This is a genomic window from Microbispora sp. CA-102843, from assembly GCF_050936215.1.
GTDB lineage: Bacteria > Actinomycetota > Actinomycetes > Streptosporangiales > Streptosporangiaceae > Microbispora.
Genome location: NZ_JBNJNF010000001.1, coordinates 524,957 through 545,728, shown reverse-complemented (window position 1 = coordinate 545,728; position 20,772 = coordinate 524,957). Strand labels below are relative to the sequence as shown.

General features: G+C 66.1%; 19 protein-coding genes and 4 tRNA genes. 14 read left to right on the top strand and 9 right to left on the bottom strand.

The features are described 5' to 3' along the window. Positions 1 to 344: 344 nt before the first annotated feature. Positions 345 to 569, top strand: coding sequence for a type II toxin-antitoxin system VapB family antitoxin (locus ACQEVJ_RS02690; protein WP_433096791.1), 225 nt, complete (start codon positions 345 to 347; stop codon positions 567 to 569). Further along, positions 566 to 967 carry a PIN domain nuclease gene (locus ACQEVJ_RS02685; protein WP_433096789.1) on the top strand — a complete coding sequence of 134 codons (402 nt, stop codon included), beginning with the start codon at positions 566 to 568 and terminating at the stop codon, positions 965 to 967. The genes ACQEVJ_RS02690 and ACQEVJ_RS02685 overlap by 4 nt, the downstream gene beginning before the upstream one ends. A gap of 148 nt (positions 968 to 1,115) precedes the next feature. Here ACQEVJ_RS02685 and ACQEVJ_RS02680 read toward each other — a convergent pair whose 3' ends face one another. Next, complete coding sequence (locus ACQEVJ_RS02680; protein WP_433096787.1) at positions 1,116 to 1,760, bottom strand: hypothetical protein; 645 nt, start codon at positions 1,758 to 1,760, stop codon at positions 1,116 to 1,118. On the opposite strand from ACQEVJ_RS02680, the gene ACQEVJ_RS02675 reads away from it, so the two are divergent. Beyond that, positions 1,747 to 3,183 carry a tyrosine-type recombinase/integrase gene (locus ACQEVJ_RS02675; RefSeq protein ID WP_433096785.1) on the top strand — a complete coding sequence of 479 codons (1,437 nt, stop codon included), beginning with the start codon at positions 1,747 to 1,749 and terminating at the stop codon, positions 3,181 to 3,183. The two genes, ACQEVJ_RS02680 and ACQEVJ_RS02675, sit on opposite strands and share 14 nt — an antisense overlap. A gap of 372 nt (positions 3,184 to 3,555) precedes the next feature. Continuing rightward, a complete protein-coding gene (locus ACQEVJ_RS02670) occupies positions 3,556 to 4,020 on the top strand; it encodes a hypothetical protein (protein ID WP_433096783.1) in 465 nt (154 codons plus the stop codon). A 728-nt stretch (positions 4,021 to 4,748) separates the two neighbouring features. Here the strand turns inward: ACQEVJ_RS02670 and ACQEVJ_RS02665 are convergent. The 5 genes from ACQEVJ_RS02665 to ACQEVJ_RS02645 form a co-directional block, all read right to left on the bottom strand. Beyond that, positions 4,749 to 4,825: transfer RNA gene (locus tag ACQEVJ_RS02665), tRNA-Phe, on the bottom strand. 20 nt (positions 4,826 to 4,845) lie between these two features. Continuing rightward, positions 4,846 to 4,920, bottom strand: a tRNA-Asp gene (locus tag ACQEVJ_RS02660). A gap of 109 nt (positions 4,921 to 5,029) precedes the next feature. After that, positions 5,030 to 5,102, bottom strand: a tRNA-Glu gene (locus tag ACQEVJ_RS02655). After that, positions 5,103 to 6,737, bottom strand: a complete 1,635-nt coding sequence (locus tag ACQEVJ_RS02650) for a metallophosphoesterase (RefSeq protein WP_433096781.1) — start codon at positions 6,735 to 6,737, stop codon at positions 5,103 to 5,105. It lies immediately after the preceding tRNA gene. Positions 6,738 to 6,794: 57 nt separating this feature from the next. Continuing rightward, positions 6,795 to 7,430, bottom strand: a complete 636-nt coding sequence (locus tag ACQEVJ_RS02645) for a TetR/AcrR family transcriptional regulator C-terminal domain-containing protein (RefSeq protein ID WP_433096779.1) — start codon at positions 7,428 to 7,430, stop codon at positions 6,795 to 6,797. Positions 7,431 to 7,498: 68 nt separating this feature from the next. Here ACQEVJ_RS02645 and ACQEVJ_RS02640 point away from each other — a divergent pair, with 68 nt between their 5' ends. From ACQEVJ_RS02640 to ACQEVJ_RS02625, 4 genes are all read left to right on the top strand, one after another. Further along, positions 7,499 to 8,446 carry an ATP-binding cassette domain-containing protein gene (locus ACQEVJ_RS02640; protein ID WP_433096777.1) on the top strand — a complete coding sequence of 316 codons (948 nt, stop codon included), beginning with the start codon at positions 7,499 to 7,501 and terminating at the stop codon, positions 8,444 to 8,446. Beyond that, complete coding sequence (locus tag ACQEVJ_RS02635) at positions 8,443 to 9,273, top strand: ABC transporter permease (RefSeq protein ID WP_433096775.1); 831 nt, start codon at positions 8,443 to 8,445, stop codon at positions 9,271 to 9,273. The genes ACQEVJ_RS02640 and ACQEVJ_RS02635 overlap by 4 nt, the downstream gene beginning before the upstream one ends. A gap of 12 nt (positions 9,274 to 9,285) precedes the next feature. Then, positions 9,286 to 9,627, top strand: coding sequence for a metallopeptidase family protein (locus ACQEVJ_RS02630; RefSeq protein ID WP_030512067.1), 342 nt, complete (start codon positions 9,286 to 9,288; stop codon positions 9,625 to 9,627). A 193-nt stretch (positions 9,628 to 9,820) separates the two neighbouring features. Further along, positions 9,821 to 11,113, top strand: coding sequence for an MFS transporter (locus ACQEVJ_RS02625; RefSeq protein ID WP_433096772.1), 1,293 nt, complete (start codon positions 9,821 to 9,823; stop codon positions 11,111 to 11,113). A 1-nt stretch (position 11,114) separates the two neighbouring features. Here ACQEVJ_RS02625 and ACQEVJ_RS02620 read toward each other — a convergent pair whose 3' ends face one another. After that, positions 11,115 to 11,534: a PspC domain-containing protein gene (locus ACQEVJ_RS02620; protein ID WP_433096770.1), complete on the bottom strand. Its 420-nt coding sequence runs from the start codon at positions 11,532 to 11,534 to the stop codon at positions 11,115 to 11,117. An 86-nt stretch (positions 11,535 to 11,620) separates the two neighbouring features. Between ACQEVJ_RS02620 and ACQEVJ_RS02615 the strand changes: the two genes are divergently transcribed. The 6 genes from ACQEVJ_RS02615 (at position 11,621) to ACQEVJ_RS02590 (ending at position 19,191) form a co-directional block, all read left to right on the top strand. Next, positions 11,621 to 12,778, top strand: coding sequence for an acyl-CoA dehydrogenase family protein (locus tag ACQEVJ_RS02615; RefSeq protein ID WP_433096768.1), 1,158 nt, complete (start codon positions 11,621 to 11,623; stop codon positions 12,776 to 12,778). A 161-nt stretch (positions 12,779 to 12,939) separates the two neighbouring features. After that, a tRNA-Lys gene (locus ACQEVJ_RS02610) sits at positions 12,940 to 13,014 on the top strand. 619 nt (positions 13,015 to 13,633) lie between these two features. Then, complete coding sequence (locus ACQEVJ_RS02605; protein ID WP_433096766.1) at positions 13,634 to 16,747, top strand: HEAT repeat domain-containing protein; 3,114 nt, start codon at positions 13,634 to 13,636, stop codon at positions 16,745 to 16,747. Between the two features lie 316 nt (positions 16,748 to 17,063). After that, the gene (locus ACQEVJ_RS02600; protein WP_433096764.1) at positions 17,064 to 18,143 is read left to right on the top strand and encodes a hypothetical protein; all 1,080 of its coding nucleotides are present in this window, start codon (positions 17,064 to 17,066) and stop codon (positions 18,141 to 18,143) included. A gap of 53 nt (positions 18,144 to 18,196) precedes the next feature. Next, positions 18,197 to 18,736, top strand: a complete 540-nt coding sequence (locus tag ACQEVJ_RS02595) for a winged helix-turn-helix domain-containing protein (RefSeq protein WP_433096762.1) — start codon at positions 18,197 to 18,199, stop codon at positions 18,734 to 18,736. Beyond that, positions 18,646 to 19,191 (top strand): transposase, encoded by a 546-nt coding sequence (locus tag ACQEVJ_RS02590; RefSeq protein ID WP_433096760.1) that lies wholly within the window; start codon positions 18,646 to 18,648, stop codon positions 19,189 to 19,191. The genes ACQEVJ_RS02595 and ACQEVJ_RS02590 overlap by 91 nt, the downstream gene beginning before the upstream one ends. A 268-nt stretch (positions 19,192 to 19,459) precedes the next feature. Here the strand turns inward: ACQEVJ_RS02590 and ACQEVJ_RS02585 are convergent, their stop codons facing one another. Together ACQEVJ_RS02585 and ACQEVJ_RS02580 are read right to left on the bottom strand one after the other, a co-directional pair. Then, a complete protein-coding gene (locus ACQEVJ_RS02585) occupies positions 19,460 to 19,978 on the bottom strand; it encodes a GNAT family N-acetyltransferase (protein WP_433096758.1) in 519 nt (172 codons plus the stop codon). Positions 19,979 to 20,211: 233 nt separating this feature from the next. Continuing rightward, complete coding sequence (locus ACQEVJ_RS02580) at positions 20,212 to 20,664, bottom strand: hypothetical protein (protein WP_433096756.1); 453 nt, start codon at positions 20,662 to 20,664, stop codon at positions 20,212 to 20,214. Positions 20,665 to 20,772: the final 108 nt, after the last annotated feature.

Genomic DNA, 20,772 nt, shown 5'->3' with positions numbered 1-20,772 from the left:
AGGGGCAGGGTCGAACTGCCGACCTTCCGCTTTTCAGGTGTAGCAGTCGCCCTGTCACCCCATGGAAGACCTGGGGGTCGAGGGTGATCGACGGTGTCCGTCGTGTGTGCGTGGTGGCCAGCGTTGCCGTCAGTGTTGCCGTCATCGCTCGTCTCCGAAGCTCCTCTATGAGCTGGTCTAGGAGATGATCAGGCCAGCCCATACGCCCAGGCAACTGGCGACACAGCCAAGGCAGACCGGAACCCGGCCAGGTCTTCGCAGAGATCCTGCCGCTGGGAACTCTCATCGGCCGACGTCTGCTGATATACTAATCTGGATTTATATATACGAGCGAGGCGGTGCCCATGACCAAGACCCTGATCGACCTCGACGACGAGGCCCTGGCCGAGGCCGCGAAGCTGCTCGGCACTTCTTCCAAGAAAGACACGGTCAACGCCGCTCTACGAGAGATCGTCGATCGACGCAGACGTGCAGCCGCCATAGCTCGTATGCGCGAGATGGTGGCTGAGGGAGAGATCGATTTTTCGGCCATCGAGAAGGGTGATAGCGCACAACAGGCTGTGGCGTGACAGAGCTCTACCTCATCGATACCAGTGGCTTGGTCCGCTTCTACCGTGGTCAGGTGGGTGCGGAATGGGACCACACGGTTTCCGCCGGGCTTGTCGGCATCTGCGAGCCGATCAGACAGGAGTACCTCAGAGCAGTCGGCGGCCGGCCGGCCTTCTACGAAGCCGACAGCCTGCTCCGGGAGACTTTTCCGTACTACTTCATCCCCGAATCGGCTTGGGACGAGACAAGTCGGCTGCAACGCGAACTCGCTGACAGGGGATGGCACCCATGTGCCTCTCCCGTCGATCTCCTCATGGCGGTAACGGCTCGCCATCACAAGCTCACCGTCTTGCATGCAGACGCCGATTTTGACGCCATCGCCCGCCTGACCGGACAACCGGCGCGCTGGATCAGCTGACTGAACCGACAGTAAGATAATGCTTCAGATGAGTGACGAAGGATGCCCGGTAGTTCATCACCCGGGCCCGCCGAAGTCACCATGACCATCTACGTCCATGTCTCCCTCGATGACAAGCGCCAGGCTCTTGGAAAACTCGGAGACACGCTCACCTGATCTCTGCAGCAACGGTGCCCCGGAGTTCCACTACTGGGGCACGTGCCCTTTTTGCGTCTTCGTGGGCAGGCGGTCGAGTTCGAGCCTCCTTCGGGTTGGTAGCGAAGAGGCCAAGATCCCAGCGGCATGTATTCCGTAGCTTCGAGATGAGCATCTTCACCTCAGCCGCCAACCTGGCCGCCGTATGCCGATCCCCGGCCTCGATCGCAGCCTGCGCTTCTTGCGCTTTCTGGAGAAATTCTCTGAGGACTTCGCCGACTTCTGGATCTTGGGCGTGAACGTCGACTTGGAAGACCAGATCTTCGAGGTCGGGCAAGATATGGGGCTGCTTGCTTGCACTCGAACGCGATGAGCGTCCAGCAGCCCTGGGGACCGGCTCTCTGGGCAGTTCCACTACCGAGGCGAGCCACTTGTCGTAGGCCACGGCATGGCGCAGGACACCTGCGTAGGTCTCTCTTCGGGCATCAAGGTTCTGAAGTGTGATCTCCCAGGTCCGATCCCGGCTCCGGCGAGCTTCTTCCCGCTGATGCTGGCGCAACTCCGCCGCAGTGTCCTGCCTCGCCTTGAGAATGAGCGAGACGACGGCGAACCCGCTACCGACTGCGGCACCTATCGCTGTCCCAATGACGCCAATCACTCTGAGACCACAAAATCCGAACGCTAACGCGGACTCCCATGGCCGTCAACGAGGGGAAGCCGACTATCATCCACGCCTCACAGGAGACGTTGCTGTCAGCGTTGCTGTCACTGGAGATCAAAAACGCCCCGGCCGTGATCGGATCGGGGCGTTTGGGCTGTTCAGAGATGGTGGTCCCGACGAGGAGCCGAAGGGCCGTAAGCCGCGGAAGACGCGGAAGCGCTCCAACGGCGAGGGAACGATCGTCCAGCGTAAGGACGGGCGATACGAGGCCAAGGTCTTCGTCCCGACCACGGCGGGCACGATCAAACGCGTCAGCGTGTACGGCAAGACCCGCGAGGAGTGCCACGCCAAGTTCGTCGCTCTCAAGTCACAGGCCGACCAGGGCATCCCCGTTGCCGCCGAGAGCTGGACCGTTGGCGACTACTTGGCCTACTGGCTGGAGCATGTCGTCAAAGTTGAGCGCCGCCCCAAGACGGCGCAGGGGTACGAGGGAGTTATCCGGCGGTATCTCGTGCCGACCCTCGGCCGGAAGCGCCTCGACAAGCTCAACGCGGCGGAGGTCCGCCAGTTCGTCACGTCTCTCCGTACCGGCTGCCAGTGCTGTCAGCGGGGGTGGGACAAGCTTCGGAAGCCGCCGGAGTGCTGTGCCAAGAAGGGCGGCAAGTGCTGCGAATACAAGATCGAGGCTCGCATGGTCCAGTTCATTCACGCTGTCCTGCGGAACGCCCTGGAGAACGCGGTCCGAGAAGAGATCATTTCGCGCAACGTCGCGAAGCTCGTGAAGGTGTCACCACCCAAGTACAAGGTCAACCGCGGCCTCACCGTTCCACAGGCACGCGCACTGTTGAAGGCCGCTCAGGGTCACCGTCTCGGCGCGCTCTACGTCCTGGCGGTCTGCCTCGGCCTGCGGCGCGGCGAACTGCTCGGGCTTCGCTGGGAAGACGTCGACCTGGAGGCGGGCACGCTCGAAGTCGTCCAGACCCTCCAGCGAGTCGGCGGCCGACTCCAGTTCGTGAAGCCGAAGACGGAGGACTCAGAGCGCACTGTCCCGCTTCCGCCCATCTGCATCGAGGCGCTTAAGGAGCACCGCAAGCGCCAGTTCGCCGAGCGCTCCGACCGCTGGCCGGACTGGGAGGATCATGGGCTGGTCTTCCCCTCCCGGCGCGGAACACCGATGGAGCCTGACAACCTTCGCCGTAGCTGGGGCGAGATCCGCAAGACCGCCGGCCTTGGGCCGGTACGGCTTCACGACCTCCGCCACACTTGTGTGAGTCTCCTGCTCGACCTCGGCGTACCGCCGCACATCGTGCGAGAGATCGTGGGGCACTCCGACATCGAAGTCACGATGAAGGTGTATGCCCACACTTCCCTTGACGACAAGCGCAAAGCTCTCGGCAGACTGGGCGAAGCCCTCCTCTGAAGCTCTGCGCCTCGAGATCAGCAACGCCTCGTGGTACGTAGCCTCCTAAAAGATCCTGGTCAACAGGTGTTTAACGATCGCTAATTTCAAGATCAGTAGTCGTCTCCGGTGCCGGAGTCACCGCGTCCGGGTGAAATGAAAATTACACCCGGCACGCCGGTATTACGGCTCTGCAAGGCTGATCCCCGACCTGGTGGCACGCCTGCCCTACCCTCGCGAGAGCTGCCATGGCAATAGGTTAACGCCGAGCCGAATCAGTGGCTCTCAATCGCCTATCTGGACGACTGGAGGCCCCGACAATAACCTCCGGTGTGATCCGCCCACATCATCAAAGAAGTGAGATTGGAATTGACACGTTCAAAAGCACGTCGTGTGGCCGGCTCTGTCGCCATCGCCATCGCAACACTCGCTGCGATCCTGGTGCCAGTCACTCCCGCACACGCCGCCTACGGCCCCAACCAGACCGTGTACCTTGCGGTGACCTCGAATGCCGGCCCGCCGACCTTGCTCGCCGAGGTGACCGGCACGCTGGCCTTCGACGACGGGAACAGGAAGTTCAGGTACGCGCTCCGGCTGTGCTGGGGGAGCGGGTCCTACCCCCAGCCGAACTTCTACATGACCGTCAACGGCACTAGTACCACCCTCTCCCCGACCGGGGCAGGCACGGCAGCTGCTCCCCCCGGGTGCCAGCTGTACCTATCCCTCTACGAGGGTGAATACACCCACTCCACCACCCTCACGAACGTCACCTTGTACGTGACGGGCGGCTGGTTCTATCCCGGCCAAACTTACAACAGCCGCACCAAATCCGTGACCTACGACAACCCCTACAACTGAGCCGTCCGAAAAGCCGCGAGCACACCGCCACCCTGCGTACGCAACTGGGACACAATTCCGTCCGCGCAGGAGGATAGCCGAACGTACGCTCTCGCGCTGACCACTTCTCGACAGGAGCCGTGCTGCCTCGCTGAGGCAGCGTGTGCAGACAACTTGCCGGCGCCGAAATACTGATACACGACTCCAGCGGAAGAGAGATCGTAGTCACTCAGATAGTCACGCACTCTCGCCAACGACCTTCGGCGAGAGTGCGTTTGAATTGGTGCAGCCTAGGGGAGCCGAACTCCTGACTTTCTGCTTGCAAATCGGCCTGATCATCAGGGACAACGGCCCCGACCTGGGCGAGGATGCAACCGCGAGTGACCGTGACTGACTGCCGTTGACCCCCCTTAATGGCCCGCCGATCTTGCTACGGAACATAAATGGGTCTTGTCGGTGAGCTGACGAGGGCTGATCTGATCTGTATGACCAGGGTGTGCGGTATGCCTAAGGCGGCGGCTTCACCCCCCAGGAGCAGCGGCGCCGCGAGGAGATACGGCTGCAAGCAGCCGAGATGTTCGCACGGGGGGTCACGAACGCGGCGGTAGCCAAGACGCTGCGGGTCACTCAGCGGTCAGTGGCGCGAGGGCGGCACGGCGGCGTGGGCCGGTTGTCGTCAGCGTTGTCGTCAAAGCCAAACAAGAACGCCCCGGCCGTGATCGGCTCGGGGCGTTTGTGCTGTTCAAGTATGGTGGTCAGGGGCAGGGTCGAACTGCCGACCTTCCGCTTTTCAGGCGGACGCTCGTACCAACTGAGCTACCTGACCTCGGCGGCTGCCGCCGTACGCGGTCCTGACGGGACTTGAACCCGCGACCTCCACCTTGACAGGGTGGCGAGCACTCCAAACTGCTCTACAGGACCTTTATGTCCGGGGGGCTTTCGCTTCCCCGTGTTGTTCGGCTTGCCTAGCTTACCAGCTTCCGGGAGGTCTTCGACCTTCCGTCATCCGGTGCGCTCGACGCGCTCCACGTGCCCCCAACGGGATTCGAACCCGTGCCGCCGCCTTGAAAGGGCGGTGTCCTAGGCCGCTAGACGATGGGGGCTCAAGGCTTCCGCCCTGTTCCGTGACGCCTTCCGTCGGAGACCTCTGAAGCATAGGGGACGTTTGCCCCTGATGCCAAAGCGACCGGCGACGGCGAGCCGCTGCCGGTTACCGTCGGCGACGACGGTGCCTGCGGCGACTCGGGAGAAATTGTACGGCCAGGGTCCGGCTCGATATGACGCTCACACTGGATCCACTGCTCGCCGAGGCCGCCAACGGTGATGTCGTCCCAGGCCTCCAAGCGGTGGCTGCTCTTGCCGAAGTAGAGCACCGAGGCGGTCAGCGGGGTCGGCTCGTCGTGCTCCAGGCCGCGCAGACCCGCACCTCCGGTGGACCCCTGGATCATCAACCGGGTGCCCGAGGGCAGCAGCTCGGTGGACCGCGCGTGGACGTGCCCGCTCAGCACGAGCGGCACGTACCCGGACAGCCCCCGGCCCACGGTCGGGTCGTGGACGGCCACGACGTCGGCGGCGATCTTGTCCGGGGCCGAGGTGGAGGCGGAACGGGGCCGCTCGCGCGGCGCCAGCTTGGCCGCGTTGGCCCGGCCGAGGTCGAGGAGGCTCTTGCTCTCGTCCCCCGCCACCTGTACGGACTTGTCAGGGGTGAACCTCGGGTCGCCGATGCCGTAGATGCTCAACCCCTTGACCGTTGCGGCGGTGCCGTCCAGCACGATCGCGTGCTTCTGCTTCTCGACCGCCCGCTGGGTCGTCATGGAGTCGTGGTTGCCACGCACATAGACGTACGGCACGCCGAGCGAGCCGATCTCCTTGACGTACTCGTTCTCGGCCTTGGTCCCGTGGTCGCTGATGTCGCCGGTGTCGATGATCAGGTCGACCTTGAACTGGTCCTTCAGCGACTTGATCACGTTCCAGCCCAGCGGGTTGATGTGCAGGTCGGAGACGTGCAGCACGCGGATGGTGTCCGGATCGGGGTCGAAGATCGGCAGGTTCGACCCCGCCTCGTACAGCTGGGAGACGTTGGTCACCAGCTTGGCGAGCTGGCCGCGGTATTCGGAGAACTTGGTCACGATCGACCGGGCGTCGCCGACCAGGGACGGCACGCCCGTGAGCAGCCCGGTGTACCGGGGCTCGGCGATCGAGCGGGGGTTGAACGTCAGCGCCGAGACGCCGCCGACGATGACGACCATCGCCAGCGAGCCGGCCGCGGTCCAGGCCGCCCGCGACAGCCGCCGGAAGGCGACCAGGCCGGTGAGGAACCCGGCGGCGACGGCGAACAGCACCGAGCGTATGACGAGGCTCCGCAGCCCGGAGATGACGTCGGCCTCGATGGTCGTCGGCAGCCGGTCGGCCCACCGGGGGTTCTTGAGGATCTCCTCCGCGACCTCGGGGTGGACCGCCTCGATCGTCAGGCCGAGCCGGATCGGGCCGTTGTGGCTGTCGAAGCTGAGCGTCCCGAGGGGCCGTACGTCGATGACGGTCTCCCCGCTCCAGGACGGGGTCAGGGACATTCCGATGTCGGCGGGCCCGACCGCCGTGTCCACCTTGGCGCCGAACGCCATGCCGAGCCATCCGCCGACCACCGCGGCCAGCACGACCGCGAGCACGCGGGCAAGCACGCGGGCGAGCCGGCTGTCTACCGTCCTATGGGCGAGCGCCCTCAACCTGGAGCTGTCCATCCCTACCTGACTACCCGAAGATCCGGCCTACTTGGTTACCAGAACACGGTGATCCGGTTACCGACCGTCGGAATTTGCCTCCTGACGTGCCCGCATACCGGATAAAATCAGCGCCAAACCGTGCTCAAAGGACGCGTCCGTCTGCGGGCCGCCGGTCTCGGCCATGACCGCGCGCACGTTCGGGTACGGCGCGAGACTCTCCAGCGCCTCCTTGAACAGGGCCGGGTCGGTCGCCCCCCTCTCCTGGTCGGCCTGCTCCTCCAGCACGAATCCGCCGAGGAAGCTCGCGAGCGTGCCGAGACCCCACATCGCGTCCGTACGGGTGAACCCGACCTTCCGCAGCGACTCCAGGATGGTCTCGACGGTCTGCAGCGTGGCCGTGCCGGGGTGGGTGCCGGCGGTGAGGCGCGCGGTGTCGCGGTGCGACTTGAACGCGCGGCGCTGGCCCCTGCACCACTCCGCCAGCCACTCCTCCCACGACTCCCCCTCGGCGAGCGGCCGCAGCGGCTCCTGCACGGAGATCGCCTCGGCCATCTCGTCCAGGAGCTCCTGCTTGTTCCTGAAGTGCCAATAGAGGGCGGGGGCCTGCACGCCCAGCTCGGTCGCGAGCCTGCGCAAGGTCAGTTTCTCCAGCCCCACCTCGTCGAGGAGCCGGATGGCGGTCCTGACGATCGTGTCGCGTTCGAGTGCCACGGTTGACAGCTTAACGGCGTTCAATGCATCCTTAACATTGTTAAATTTAACTGCGTTAAGGAGATGCCGTGATCCATGCGGAAGGAGTACGCAAGCGGTTCGGCACTACCGAGGCGCTGCGGGGCGTCGACCTCGACGTGCCGCGCGGCTCGGTGTGCGGCCTGCTCGGGCCCAACGGCGCCGGCAAGACGACGATGGTGCGCGTCCTCACGACGCTGCTGCGCCCCGACGGCGGCTCGGCCCGGGTGGCCGGCTGCGACGTGGTCAGGGACGCCGAACGGCTCCGCTACCGCATCGGCCTCGCTGGCCAGCACGCGGCCGTGGACGAGCTGCTGACCGGACGCCGCAACCTGGAGCTGTTCGGCCGGCTCTACCACCTGCCCCGCCGTACGGCCCGCCGCAGGGCCGAGGAGCTGCTCGAGCGGTTCGGTCTGACCGAGGCTGCGAACCGTCCGGTGCGGACGTATTCGGGCGGCATGCGCCGCAGGCTCGACCTGGCCGCCAGCCTGATCGTCTCTCCGCCGATGCTGTTCATGGACGAGCCGACCACCGGCCTCGACCCTCGCAGCCGCCTCGCGCTGTGGGACGTGCTGCGCGAGCTCGTCGCCGAGGGGACCACCCTCCTGCTCACCACGCAGTACCTCGACGAGGCCGACCACCTGGCCGACCGGATCGCGGTCATGGACGCCGGACGGGTGGTCGCGGCCGGGTCGCCGTCCGCGCTCAAGGCGACGGTGGGCGGCGACCGGGTGAGCGTCGCCTTCCGCGAGGCCGCGGACCTCGCGCCCGGCGTCGAGGCCGTGCGCGGGGTGCTCCCAGGCGAGCCCGAGATCGACCCCTCCGAGCGGCGGCTCGTCATGCCCGTCTCGGACGGCGCCGCGGCCCTGGTGAGGGTCGCCGCGGCCCTCGACGCCGCCGGGGTCGGCGTGGAGGACCTGGGGCTGCGCCGGCCGACGCTGGACGAGGTGTTCCTGGCGCTCACGGACGCGCCCATCAGAGAGAAGGAGGCGGCGTGATCACCGTGGAACCCCCTGCGACGAGGGCAGAACGGCTGCGCTGGGCCCTGAGCGACACGTTCGTCATCGCGGGGCGCAGCTACTCCCAACTGCGCGCCCAGCCCGGCCAGATCGCCGCCGAGCTGGTCGCCCCGGTCATCATGACCGTCCTGTTCGGGTACGTCTTCGGCAGCGCGATCACGCTGCCCGGCGGGGGCGACTACCGGAACTACCTGATGCCCGGAATCTTCATGCAGGTCATGGCACTGTCCGCGGTCGCCGCCGCCACGTCGGTCGCCGAGGACATGGCGCGCGGCATCATCGACCGCTTCCGCGCCCAGCCCATCGCGCGCGGGGCACTGCTGGCCGGACGGAGCCTCGCGGACCTGTCCAAGGACTGGCTGTCGCTCGCGATGATGGCCGTCTGCGGCCTGCTGATCGCGGGATGGCGTCCGCACGGCGCCCCTCTGGAGACGCTCGCCGGCTTCGCGCTGCTCGCCCTGTTCGGGTACGCGATGATCTGGGTGGGCACGTACATCGGGCTGCTCGCGAAGAACGGCGCGCAGGCGGACGCCGCGACGTTCGGCTGGCTGTTCCCGATGACGTTCCTGGCCAACGCGTTCGTGCCGCTGGAGGGACTGCCCGGGTGGCTGCGGGCGATCGCGGACTGGAACCCGATGAGCGCGGTCGTCGCGGCCGCCCGCGAACTGTTCGGCAACCCCCGCTCGGCCGCCGCCTCCTGGCCTCTCCAGCACCCGGTGACCGCGTCGCTGTTCTGGTCGCTGCTGATCATCGCGGTGTTCGCGCCGCTCGCCGTACGGCGCTACCGCACGGCCGCCTCGCGATGACACGATGAGCGCGTGATCGACGTCCCGCTGAAGAGGTTCGAGGAGCTCGTGGCCGAGGCGCTCGACACCATTCCCCCGGATCTGGCCAAGGTCATGGACAACGTCGTGGTCGTGGTGGTGGACGACCCGCCCGAGCCCGGCCTGCTGGGGCTCTACACGGGCATTCCACTGACCGAGCGGGGCGACTGGTACTCGGGGGTTCTCCCGGACCGCATCGAGATCTACCGGAACCCGACGCTGGAGATCTGCGAGACCGAGGACGACGTGGTCGAGGAGGTCCGCGTCACCGTCGTCCACGAGATCGCCCATCACTTCGGCATCGACGACGAACGGCTGCACGAGCTCGGCTGGTGACATCCCCTTTTGGTGGAGTTTCCGCTCGTCAGGGCGGTGATCGGCGTTCGCGGGGCGCGAAATGGGACCGTCAGCGGGTTGCAAAAGTCGGATCCGGCGGGCACTGTAAGTGACATGTTGACCACGCGCTGTCAGATTCAGTGGCCGCGGCTACCGGCGGCCACGGCCGACGGAGCGACCTCTGCGAAGTGAGATGGCGGCCACCAAGCCCGGCAGGCTGTCCGGCCGGCACCGCCGTTCCCCCGAGGTGCGAACCACCTACCGGGAGGTGGCCGCGATCCCCGAGTTCCGGGCCCTGTGGCTCGGACAGGGCATGTCGCTGCTCGGCGACCAGCTCGCCCAGGTGGCACTCGCGGTGCTGGTCTACAGCCGGACCGCCTCGCCGCTGGCCACGGCCGCCGTCTACGCGCTGACCTACCTGCCGCCCATCCTCGGCGGGCCCCTGCTGGCCGGGCTCGCCGACCGATATCCGCGCAGGCGGGTCATGCTCTGGTGCGACGTGCTGCGCGCCCTGATGCTCGCCGCGATGGCCCTGCCCGGCACACCGTTTCCCGTGCTGTGCGCGCTGGTCTTCTGTGTGGTGCTGCTCGGCGCGCCGTTCTCGGCCGCCCGCGCGGCGCTGCTGCCCGAGGTCCTCGAGGGCGACCGGTACGTCGTGGGGTCCGCCCTGCAGAACGTGACCAACCAGGCCGTGCAGATGCTCGGGTTCGCCGCCGGAGGCGCGGCGATCGCGGTGCTCGGCCCCTATCGGGCGCTGGCGCTGGACTGCGCGACGTTCCTCGGATCGGCCCTGGTGATCGTCGCGGGGGTGCGGCACCGCCCGGCGCCGTTGCGGGAGGACGGCGGGCGGCCGTCCGTGTGGCGGATGACGCTGTCGGGCGCGCGCCTGGTGTTCGGGGAACGGCGGCTGCGCACGCTCGTGCTGTTCGCCTGGCTGTGCGGGTTCTACGTGATCCCCGAGGGCATCGCGGTGCCGTACGCCGCGGCGCTCGCCGACGGGAGGCTGCCCGTCCCGGTGATCACAGGTCTGCTGATGGCGGCGATGCCGACGGGCACGGTCATCGGCGCGTTCTTCTTCGGGCGGTTCGTCACGCCGTCGGGGCGGCTGCGGGGCATGGGCTGGCTGGCCATGCTGACCTGCGCGCCACTCGTGCTGTGCGTGATCCGGCCGCCGCTGGAGGGCGTGCTCGCCCTGTGGGTGCTGTCCGGCATCGGCGGGGCCTACCAGCTCGCGGCCAACGCGGCCTTCGTCCAGTGCGTCCCGGCGTCGGGACGGGCCGCGGCGTTCGGGCTGGTGCAGTCGGGGCTGCTGGCCGCCCAGGGCGTCGGCATCCTCGTCGGAGGCGCCGCCGCCCAGCGACTCGGCCCAGAGCCGGTTGTGACGCTGGCGGGAGTGGCCGGGCTGTGCGCCGCAGCCGTGCTCGCCATGCTCTGGACCGAGTCGCGCAGGGAGATCATCGCCAAGGTCCGGGCCGCCGCTACCTGAGTCAGGCCTGCGGACCCTGGTTCTGGGAGTCGCCGGTGGAGGGCCGGCTGTACGGGTGCTGCTCGTAGTTCGGGGCCTGCGGGGGGTACGGGGTGTCGGTGGAGCGGCCCTGGTTCCAGCCCTGCTGGACGTTGTCCCACTTGGCCTTGGCGTCCTGCCAGACCCGGCCGTCCTTGTTCTTGTCGATGAGGTCCTGGACGATGGAGGTGTTCTTGTCCTCCTCGGGGAGAAGGAGCCAGGCGACGGCGTAGATGCCCACGCCGAGGCCGCCGAAGAAGCTCGCGACGGCGAGCCCGAGGCGCAGGATGTTGGCGTCGATGCCGGTGTACTCGGCGACACCCGAGCACACCCCGGCGACGATCCTGCCGTTCCGAGTGCGGTGGAGCTGCTTGACCGAACCGTTGGTGTTCATCTCGTTCATACCTCCACAGTGCCTCTCAGAGGGGTGGGCGCACATCGGGATTCCCCCTGGCCCTACCCCGAGGGGGCCCGGATACCCTGGCGGCTATGGACGACCTCCTCGAACTCGACGACCAGCTCGACCCTGAGCACCGCATGATCAGGGACTCCGTCAGGGAACTCGTCTCCGACAAGGTCCTCCCCCACGTCGGCGAGTGGTTCGAGCAGGGCACGTTCCCCGCCCGCGAACTCGCCCCGGCCCTGGGCTCGCTCGGCCTCCTCGGCATGCACCTGGAGGGGTACGGCTGCGCCGGGCTCGACGCGGTCTCGTACGGCGTGGCCTGTCGGGAGCTCGAGGCGGGCGACTCGGGGCTGCGGTCGTTCGTGTCCGTGCAGGGGTCGCTGGCGATGTTCCCGATCTGGAAGTACGGCTCGGACGAGCAGAAGGAGGAGTGGCTGCCCCGGCTGGCGTCAGGGGAGGCCATCGGCTGCTTCGGCCTGACCGAGCCCGACCACGGGTCCGACCCCGCCGGCATGCGCACCACCGCCAAGCAGGACCCGTCCGGCGACTGGATCCTGAACGGCGCCAAGATGTGGATCACCAACGGCTCGATCGCCGACGTGGCCGTCGTGTGGGCGCAGACCGACGAGGGCATCCGCGGTTTCGTCGTCCCCACCTCGACCCCCGGCTTCTCGTCCGCCGAGATCCACCGCAAACTGTCGCTGCGTGCCTCGATCACGGCCTCCCTGTACTTCGACGACGTACGGCTGCCCGCCTCCGCGGTGCTGCCGGGCGTCACGGGGCTGAAGGGCCCGCTGTCGTGCCTCAGCGAGGCGAGGTACGGCATTCTGTGGGGCGTGGTCGGAGCGGGCCGGGCCTGCCTGGAGGCGGCCGTGGACTACGCCACCACGCGGGTGCAGTTCGGCAAGCCGATCGGCGCCTTCCAGCTCACGCAGGAGAAGCTGGCCTGGATGGCGGTCGCGCTCGGCCAGGCCGGGCTCACCGCCCTCCACCTCGGCCGGCTCAAGGACGCCGGGAAGCTGAAGCCCACCCAGGTCAGCTTCGGCAAGCTGGCCAACGTCCGGGCCGCGCTGGACATCGCCCGCGAGGCGCGTACGGTGCTCGGGGCCAACGGGGTCACGTTGGAGTATCCGGTCATCAGGCACATGACCAACCTGGAGTCCGTGCTCACGTACGAGGGCACCCAGGAAGTGCACCTGCTGACTCTGGGCAAGGCTCTGACGGGCCTCGACGCCTTCCGCTGACGACCGCTTCATGGCCCCTCGCCGGGGGCTGCGGAGACCGATGACGGGGCGATCAGGGACAATGGCGTCGCCGAAGACGCGGTACTCTCTGTACCCTGCATCTTGGGGAGTGTTCTGCGGATCACACCGCGACGCGGGCGGGGTCCGGGGGGCACGACCAAGGGGTGCTAGCTCAATGGCAGAGCTGCGGACTTTTAATCCGTCGGTTCAGGGTTCGAGTCCCTGGCGCCCCACCACTCCACAGCCCATCTGACCTGGGGTTTCTCGGTTGGGATGGGTCTCGCGGCGAGAAGTTCATCTCGTTTGGTTGCTCGTTGTTAGCTCGCGGGCACGGACCGGGCACACGGTAGATCGTTTAGGTGCCCTCCGTCAGGCCAGGCCCCACAGACCATCAGCAGAAGACCACAACCGAAGACCTCTCGGGCCCCCTACGCCCAGCTATGGCACGCCAGCCGTCGAGGATCGTCGCGGCGGACTCTGCTGGGTTGACGGCCTTCGACTGCTTGACCCATACCAGCGCGCGGCTACCTGGGTGTGGATCAATGGAGAGGTGCGACACAGGGGTTGGCGGTGAAGTCGGCAAGGCGTTTGATGCCGAGGGAAGCCAGTCACGGGGCGGAAACCCCGCTCAAGCAGTCCGCCGATGGACGCGCGCCCGGTATTGGCGCTGCGTCCACCACGACCTCTTTCGATCCCTGCGTTTCCCGCGCGAACGCGGACTCGTCCCTGCTCACCGCTAATGGCGCACCCTGCACCACACCAGCGCCCCCCAAGAATGGCCGGCGACATCATTCGCACAGGAACGGTCACGCGACCCTGCGAAAGTGTCGGGCCGTCTGGCTACGCTTGTTACCCGTGTCGCAACCTTGGCTTAGCGAAACGCCTGACGTCATCGCAGAAGCAGTGCATGAGGCGCTGCTACGGTTGTCAGGCCGCAATGGGCATCACACATTTGAGGACATCTGCCGCGAATTCGCACGTGCGAGGATCACCCGGAACATCGTTCCCGCCACCGGGCCGGTGTCCTCCGGCGGTGATCAAGGACGGGACTTCGAGAGCTTCCGGAGTTTCATCCGGGACCGGTTACCAGGAGCGCAGATCTCCCATGACGCCGGCAAGATGATCGTTTTTGCGTGCACCCTCCAGCGTAAGGACCTGCCGGGAAAGATCAAGTCTGATGTTGCCACCGTGATGACGGGCCGCCAGGTCGACATCGTGTACGCCTTCACCGTCCACAATGTCAACACAGCAACCCGGCATGACCTTCAAGCGTGGGCGCAACGGGAGTACGACCTGGACCTAGAGATCCTCGACGGGTACGCCATCGCCGAACGGCTCAGCGATCCCGACCTGCGCTGGATCGCCCACCGCTACCTCGGTCTTTCGCGGGCGCTTCTGTTCGGCCAATTCCCTGACACGATCGACAGCACCATCCGCGCGGATGCACTAGCGCGTGGGCCGATCGAGGCGATCCCGGGTCTGGCCGAGAAGCTCTACCAGGCGACGGCCGACGAAGCTGACAAGCCGCTCCATGCCGCGGCGCTATTCCGTGAAATCGCGATGTCGCTACGGGAGGCAGGCTATCGGGGCCACGCTCTGCTCATACTCATTCGCGCTGGCGCTGCGCTGGAAGCCAGCGGAGACTGCGACAGTGCAGCGATTCTCTACGCCGACATCGTCGAACAATACGCGCACACTGAGGGACCTGATGAGGATACGGGCGTCTACCATCGCCTCAGCCAACTCGCGCACACGGCACGCCTGGGCTCGCCTGCGAAAGAGCGGGCCGCCGCCGCCCTGGCCGTCCATTCTGCGGCATGGCATGCCCTGGATAATTTGACCGCACTCGCGGCGGCGGTCGACGCCTTAGCCGAACTGGAAGACGATCACCTGTCCAAGTACATTCTGGCGCTGGGTGAGGCCGCGATCGCCAGCGAGCAGCCGGACCTGATCCTGGCACGGCTGCCTGCCTTCTTCGCAGCCGCCGACCGAGCAACCGGCCTGCTCCGAACCAGAATCAACCTAGTTATCGCGGAAGTAACCGAGAGCTGGCAGGATATCGTCGTATCCGCCCAGCGCAGACGCTTGCCGCCGCCGGAGGCCGCGCTAATTCTGGCCAGGTACGCCCGCCATCTGATGCTCACTGGGGCGGCGGATGCGGCGGTCCAGATGTGGTGGGACGCCATCAACGCTGGCACTCTTGCCGGGCTCGGAGACGATACCGCCGAATGGCTGTACGCGGTTCGCACGTGCATGTCCATCTACGGGCCGGATGAGGAATGGACGGAGACACATCCGCTGGCGCAGGCTATGCGGGCCAGCGGCGGAACCGCATTGCTCGCCCAACGTAGGAACCACATCGAGGATGCGGCAACCGCGCTAAGGCGCCAGAAGTATGCGCGCGCGGCCCATGCCGCCCGCCGGGCTCTGCGCTCCGCGGTCACTTCTGCCCACTTCGCCAGTGAGCAATTCGCCCTCGATTTGCTCGCCGAGATCTACGCCGAAACCGGCGAACGCGCGCGGGCCGCCTCTCTGTACGCCCGATCTGGCCAGACCAAAGCGATCAAGAAGCTTGTCGGCGGCATGGAGGATGACTACCTCGACCTCACTCCTTACGTCACCAGCCACGTGCCTGATCAGCGAGCCGCCGGCTTCACCGGTATGGCGCTGCAAGGCGATCTGGTTCCCGACGAGCAGGTCACGAGCCTCCTCGCCATCGCCCTGGACGAGTGGGAGCGTTATTGCACGGGGCGTATCCGGCAGAGCCAGAGGGGACCTTCGGCAGGCATGGCCGCTCTCAAGCTCCTCGCCGCGCTCATCGAGAGAGGCACCGCTGCCCAGGCCTCCCGTCTGCTGGATACCCTTGACCCCTTAGTCGAACGCGAGAGCGGCACCTACCGCTTTTGCGATGAGGCGCACGTCAAGGCGCTGGCCGGGATCCTGTACGGCGATGAGGATCAGGCCAAACGAGCCGCCGGCCAACTCGTCCGCATGATCGGGCTCGACGCATCCATTTCTCAGCAGGTAGCGACTCTCGCTGGTGTTGCCATCACCGAACATGCGGATCTCTTCGCCGCCGAACTACAGGCACTGGCCCGCGATAGTGCAACGGCAGCACGGCTACTTGTGCGCATGGACATCGAACTTCCCGATATCACAGTGGCGCTCCAAGCCCGCGACAGCCTACTGACATCGTACGCAACCCCTCCGGGCTGCATCGCCTACGCGAGCGGTCTCGGCTTGCAAGCGTGCCTGGTCACAGCGCTACCCGAAAAGGACCGGGAAGAGGTCACTGCAGCATTGGTCACGCGAGCGCAGGACCGTCAGGAGGTGGCCCGCAACCGGCGTGAGGCAATGGTGGCGCTCGGGGCCCTGGCGGGCTCCCTGTCATCCCCGACCCGCGACCGCCTTTTCGATATGGCCGTATGGTTCGCGAAAGGAGAGGAAAACTCCACCGCCTACGACGGCCCTCTCACTCCCACACACCCCCTCAGTCTGTTCCGTATCGATCTCGGCAAGACCAATCTCGCTGCCTGCGGTCTACAACTGGCGAGCATCACTTGCCGCATAGACCAGGCTCCGCAGGTCGATGCGATAGGAATCAGCCTTATGAGCTCCGCTGACGACCAGACCGTCCAAGCCATCGCGAGGGCGCTTTGCCGGCTCCCCACCAACTCCGCCCTAACCTCTCCGGCCATGCTCATCGGACATCCGCATCCAGCGGTCCGCGCGTTGGCAGCTTATCGCTGGGCGAAACAACCTGAACAACGTGATGAGCGGATCGGTCAACGCCTTGCCCACGACAAGGCCGCGATCGTGCGCCTAACCTTGGCAGACACCCTAGGAGAATCAGATGCACCCGCGCCTGAGCTTCTTCACGCCCTGGTAAAGGATCGACAATATTCGGTCCGTCGGCTGGCACGCCGGGCGCTGGCTGTCCACGATCATGATGCTGGTAACGAGCGATGAGCGCTGTTAGACCAGCCCACCACCTTGCCACCTGAGGAGCCATGCCTGCGTTAGTCCACGGGGAAGCACTCGTCGCACCGGCCATAGCGAACCGGCGGGTTTCGCTTGCACCGCCCGCGGGTTGAGTGCAAAATCCTGCCAGGAGAGAGACTCCCGGCGTTGTGGGCGCCGTTCCCGGTGATCAGACCCGGCAGTTAGATCGCCAGCAGGGTTGCAGGGGCTTAGGCTCTTCCACTCGAGCACGTCAGCTCGCCAAGACACGTGCGACCATCACTTCGATCTACGCTGAGCCGGGCGGCGTGCCATCGGAGTTGTCATGGGCACGAATGAGAACGCGCGGAAGAGAGCTCTCTACACGGGCCAGGCTCACCAGCATGCGCTCGCGTCCCTGCGGCGGGATCAGAGAAAGGGCTGTGGCCCGATTCCCGTCGCTACGACCGCGCAAGCCGCGCTCGAAGCGCTAATCCTGGAACGCATCGGGGAGTGGAACCCAGTTTTCTGGTCTCCCTTCATCCCGGCTTACGGCACCGCCTGGGTCGACCCTTCCCCCGAGGACCTCACCATAGGAATCCCAGTGCAGTACCTGCCTGACCTCATCCGAGAACTCATTCCGACGCTGCGCCCCAAAGAGGCTTCAGCCAGCGACGACGTCGAGATCCAGGGAATCCCAGGACTACGATTCTTCTTTGAAAATGGGCACGTCGTGCTGTATCGCCCCGGCGAGCCAGCACTTGTCAGAATCCCCATGAAGAACGAAAGCCTCTGGCATAAAGCGATCAAGATCGCCATAGACGACTTCGGCTCCGATCTCACTTTCCCATGGGACTCCCACCCGAACGCTTGGCATCCTGTCGAACTCGACTTCATCAACGCGTTCTGGCCAGGCCGCTACGCTATCGGCGGAGAGCACTACCAAGCCAGCCGCCTGGCATCCGACCTGTTGCGCAGACTGCCAGGGCTCTGCGACCCCTTCCTCGCTCACGACATGTGGTTCAACTTTCATGGCGCCCACGATAGCGAATACCACATTCAATTCGAATGGCAGAACAGTCGGCCGCCAAACGCAGTGCTGGATCTAATCCTTGACCAAACGTTCGGGCTCGATGTTCAGATCGACCTGGTCCACGATCAGCACTCTCTGGCGGATGCCTACGCGGATCATTGCACGCGGGTCCGCCTCCTAAGCAGGGACGGAAGCGGAAGTCGCATTGATCTGCGCTATCTGAGATTCAAGGGCGACCTAGCCGAAGATGTCCCGCCACTCTTCGAAGGAATGCGTAGCCGACGACGGGAGCTGGAGCACCTTTATGATTACCCTCCGTCTCCGCCCGCCCCTACCGCTCCTCGCCGAGTCGACGAATCAATCAATATGGATGGCGGTTACTACGGAACCTAAATGGGTCTTGTCGGTGAGCTGACGAGGGCTGATCTGATCTGTATGACCAGGGTGTGCGGTATGCCCAAGGCGGCGGCTTCACCCCCCAGGAGCAGCAACGCCGCGAAAAGGTACGGCTGCAAGCAGCCGAGATGTTCGCACAGGGGGTCACGAACGCGGCGGTAGCCAAGACGCTGCGGGTCACCCAGCGGTCGGTGGAGCGGTGGCGGCGCGCCTGGCGCGAGGGCGGCACGGCGGCGCTGGCCTCAGCAGGCCCGCATGGGCTGCCCCGGCTCAGCCCGGCGCAGTTCGCCCGGCTGGAGGCCGAGCTGGAACGCGGTCCGCTGGCGCACGGGTTCGCCGACCAGCGCTGGACGCTGATGCGGATCAAAACGCTGATCGGCCGCATGTTCCACATCGGCTACACCGTCCAGGGGGTGTGGTACCTGCTGCGGCGCAATGGCTGGTCGTGCCAGCGCCCCGCCCGGCGGGCGATCGAGCGGGACGAGGCCGCGATCGAGGTGTGGAAGAAGGAGGTCTGGCCACAGCTGGAAGATCCGCGGCGGCCGACGGCGCCTGGATCTGCTTCGAAGACGAAGCCGGTCAAGGGCTGAGGCCGCCTCGCGCACGAACGTGGGGCCGGCGCGGGCACACCCCGGTGGTACATGTCCCCGGGCGCGGAAGCGGACGGGTGAACATCGCCGCCCTGGTCTGCTACAAACCCGGCGAACGCTCCCGGCTGATCTACCGCCTGCACGTCTATCGCGGCCGCAAGGGCGAGTCCAAGACCTTCGGCTGGATGGACTACCGGGATCTGATCCTGTCCGCTCACGCCCAGCTCGGCGCCCCGATCGTGCTGATCTGGGACAACCTGAACCTGCACCTGGTGCCCGGGATGAAGACCTTCGCCGCCGAGCACGCCGACTGGCTCACCATCGTCCAGTTCCCCGCCTACGCCCCCGACCTCAACCCCACCGAGGGCATCTGGTCCCTGCTCAACGCGGCGCCTTGGCCAACCTCGCCGCCGCCGACCTACCCCAGCTCGTCCGCGTCATCAAGCGCGCCCTGAAGAAGATCCAGTACAGGCCCCACCTCATCGACGGATGCTTCCCACCCACCAGCCTGACCATGAGAACGGGGGTCGACATCACGAATTAAAGATCAGTAGTTCCTCTTGCACCACAATAGCGAGATCCACAGTCGCCTCCGCCGGATCTACTGATTCGAGTTCTACCCCCAGCAAGAACCATGCCTTTCGACCTTCTCGACGGAAACTAGGGTGCTCATGGAGCGTGAGAGAAAAGGAGTCAGGATACGTTCGGCAAGGTCGATGATGTTCATCGCTCTTCGCTCTTCATCAACCTCAAGGGGAGGGCGAGGAGGTCCACGCCGTTCGGTGGTTCCGTAAGTTCGCCGACCTTGGTCCAACCCCACCGCCGGTACAGCTCACGCACCGGCGCTTCATTTGACGCAGCGAGCACGGCGAACGCCTCAGTGCGGTCGGTGAGCAGCAGGTCCAGCAACTCGCGGCCGTGCCCCCGGCCGCGCAGCCCTGGCGCGACCGCGAGCTCGTAGACGTAGAACAGGGGCCCGCGCAGCCCCTGTGGCGCGGGTCCGGCGGCCTGCGGGTGCCACCATCCCTCCTCCAGGCGTACCCCGTAGGCGAAGCCGCCGAGCACGCCATCGTCGAGCACGGTGGTCACGGAGAAGCCGGGCAGTGCCGCGTGTTGGACCAGCCGTTCGGCGAACTCGGCCGCGGCCGCGGCGTCCTCACCGTATGGCGGCTCTCGAAACACCTGGTAGTAGACGTCGCGGAACTCCTCAGGGTGGCAGATCTCGGCCGCGCGCCTAACCATCCGTGGTCTCCCACGAGGCGTATGCGGGGACGACGGGCCGGCGTTCATCGCCGGCTCGGCGCGCACATACAGCGGCAAGTCGATCCTCGTCGAGCCAACGGGGCCCGGCCGCACGGATGACCTTGGACGGGCAACCACTGCTCGTCCTCTGCGACGGCCGGACCCACGCCTTGTCCAGGGTTCTCACCCCCTGACAAGCTCGGGCGCATCCGGCCAGCCTCCAGGCACCGTGGTCATTGACCCCGCCACCAAAGCATCACGACGGCCAGCAGTCCCGGCACGCACGGAAGCATCTGGAACCACCCGACCGCGGGCGCGAGCCCGACGTCGCCGGAGCTGTCGGTCACGGTCAGCCCGGCGAGCGCGATGCAGAGTGCGACCGCGAAGACACCGGTCGCCGCCCAACGCGTCCACCTCTTGCCGACCTTCGCTGCCCACAACGTCCCCAGCCATCCGATAAGGCCCGACCCTCCCACCATCGACAAGATGACCAGGTAGGCGGTGACAGCGGTATCGATCTCGCCGGCGCTGTAGGAGGGATAGCCCGCCTGGATATGGTCGGCCAGGACATGCGCCGTGGTGCGGTCGACGAACGGGTAGACAGCGGCGATGACGGTCAGAACAAGTCCGATCCACATCGCCGCAAGGAGCCTCCGGCGTCGCCATGTCAAACGTGCTGCGGTCATTCCTACCGCCATCTCGAATCTCCCGTCCTGAAATGCTGCCTGTCCTGGTGAAAGCGACTCTCTCCAGCCCGGTCACGTAGCGAGGGAGGCTCCGGGCCATGCGGTTAC

What these genes read in the sequence shown, in the direction of transcription:
- ACQEVJ_RS02620 (WP_433096770.1), bottom strand. Translation starts at nt 11,534, where the DNA reads ATGAACGAGATGAACACCAACGGTTCGGTCAAGCAGCTCCACCGCACT.
- ACQEVJ_RS02580 (WP_433096756.1), bottom strand. Translation starts at nt 20,664, where the DNA reads ATGACCGCAGCACGTTTGACATGGCGACGCCGGAGGCTCCTTGCGGCG.
- ACQEVJ_RS02600 (WP_433096764.1), top strand. Translation starts at nt 17,064, where the DNA reads ATGGGCACGAATGAGAACGCGCGGAAGAGAGCTCTCTACACGGGCCAG.
- ACQEVJ_RS02615 (WP_433096768.1), top strand. Translation starts at nt 11,621, where the DNA reads ATGGACGACCTCCTCGAACTCGACGACCAGCTCGACCCTGAGCACCGC.
- ACQEVJ_RS02675 (WP_433096785.1), top strand. Translation starts at nt 1,747, where the DNA reads ATGACGCCAATCACTCTGAGACCACAAAATCCGAACGCTAACGCGGAC.
- ACQEVJ_RS02650 (WP_433096781.1), bottom strand. Translation starts at nt 6,737, where the DNA reads ATGGACAGCTCCAGGTTGAGGGCGCTCGCCCATAGGACGGTAGACAGC.
- ACQEVJ_RS02585 (WP_433096758.1), bottom strand. Translation starts at nt 19,978, where the DNA reads ATGGTTAGGCGCGCGGCCGAGATCTGCCACCCTGAGGAGTTCCGCGAC.
- ACQEVJ_RS02625 (WP_433096772.1), top strand. Translation starts at nt 9,821, where the DNA reads ATGGCGGCCACCAAGCCCGGCAGGCTGTCCGGCCGGCACCGCCGTTCC.
- ACQEVJ_RS02690 (WP_433096791.1), top strand. Translation starts at nt 345, where the DNA reads ATGACCAAGACCCTGATCGACCTCGACGACGAGGCCCTGGCCGAGGCC.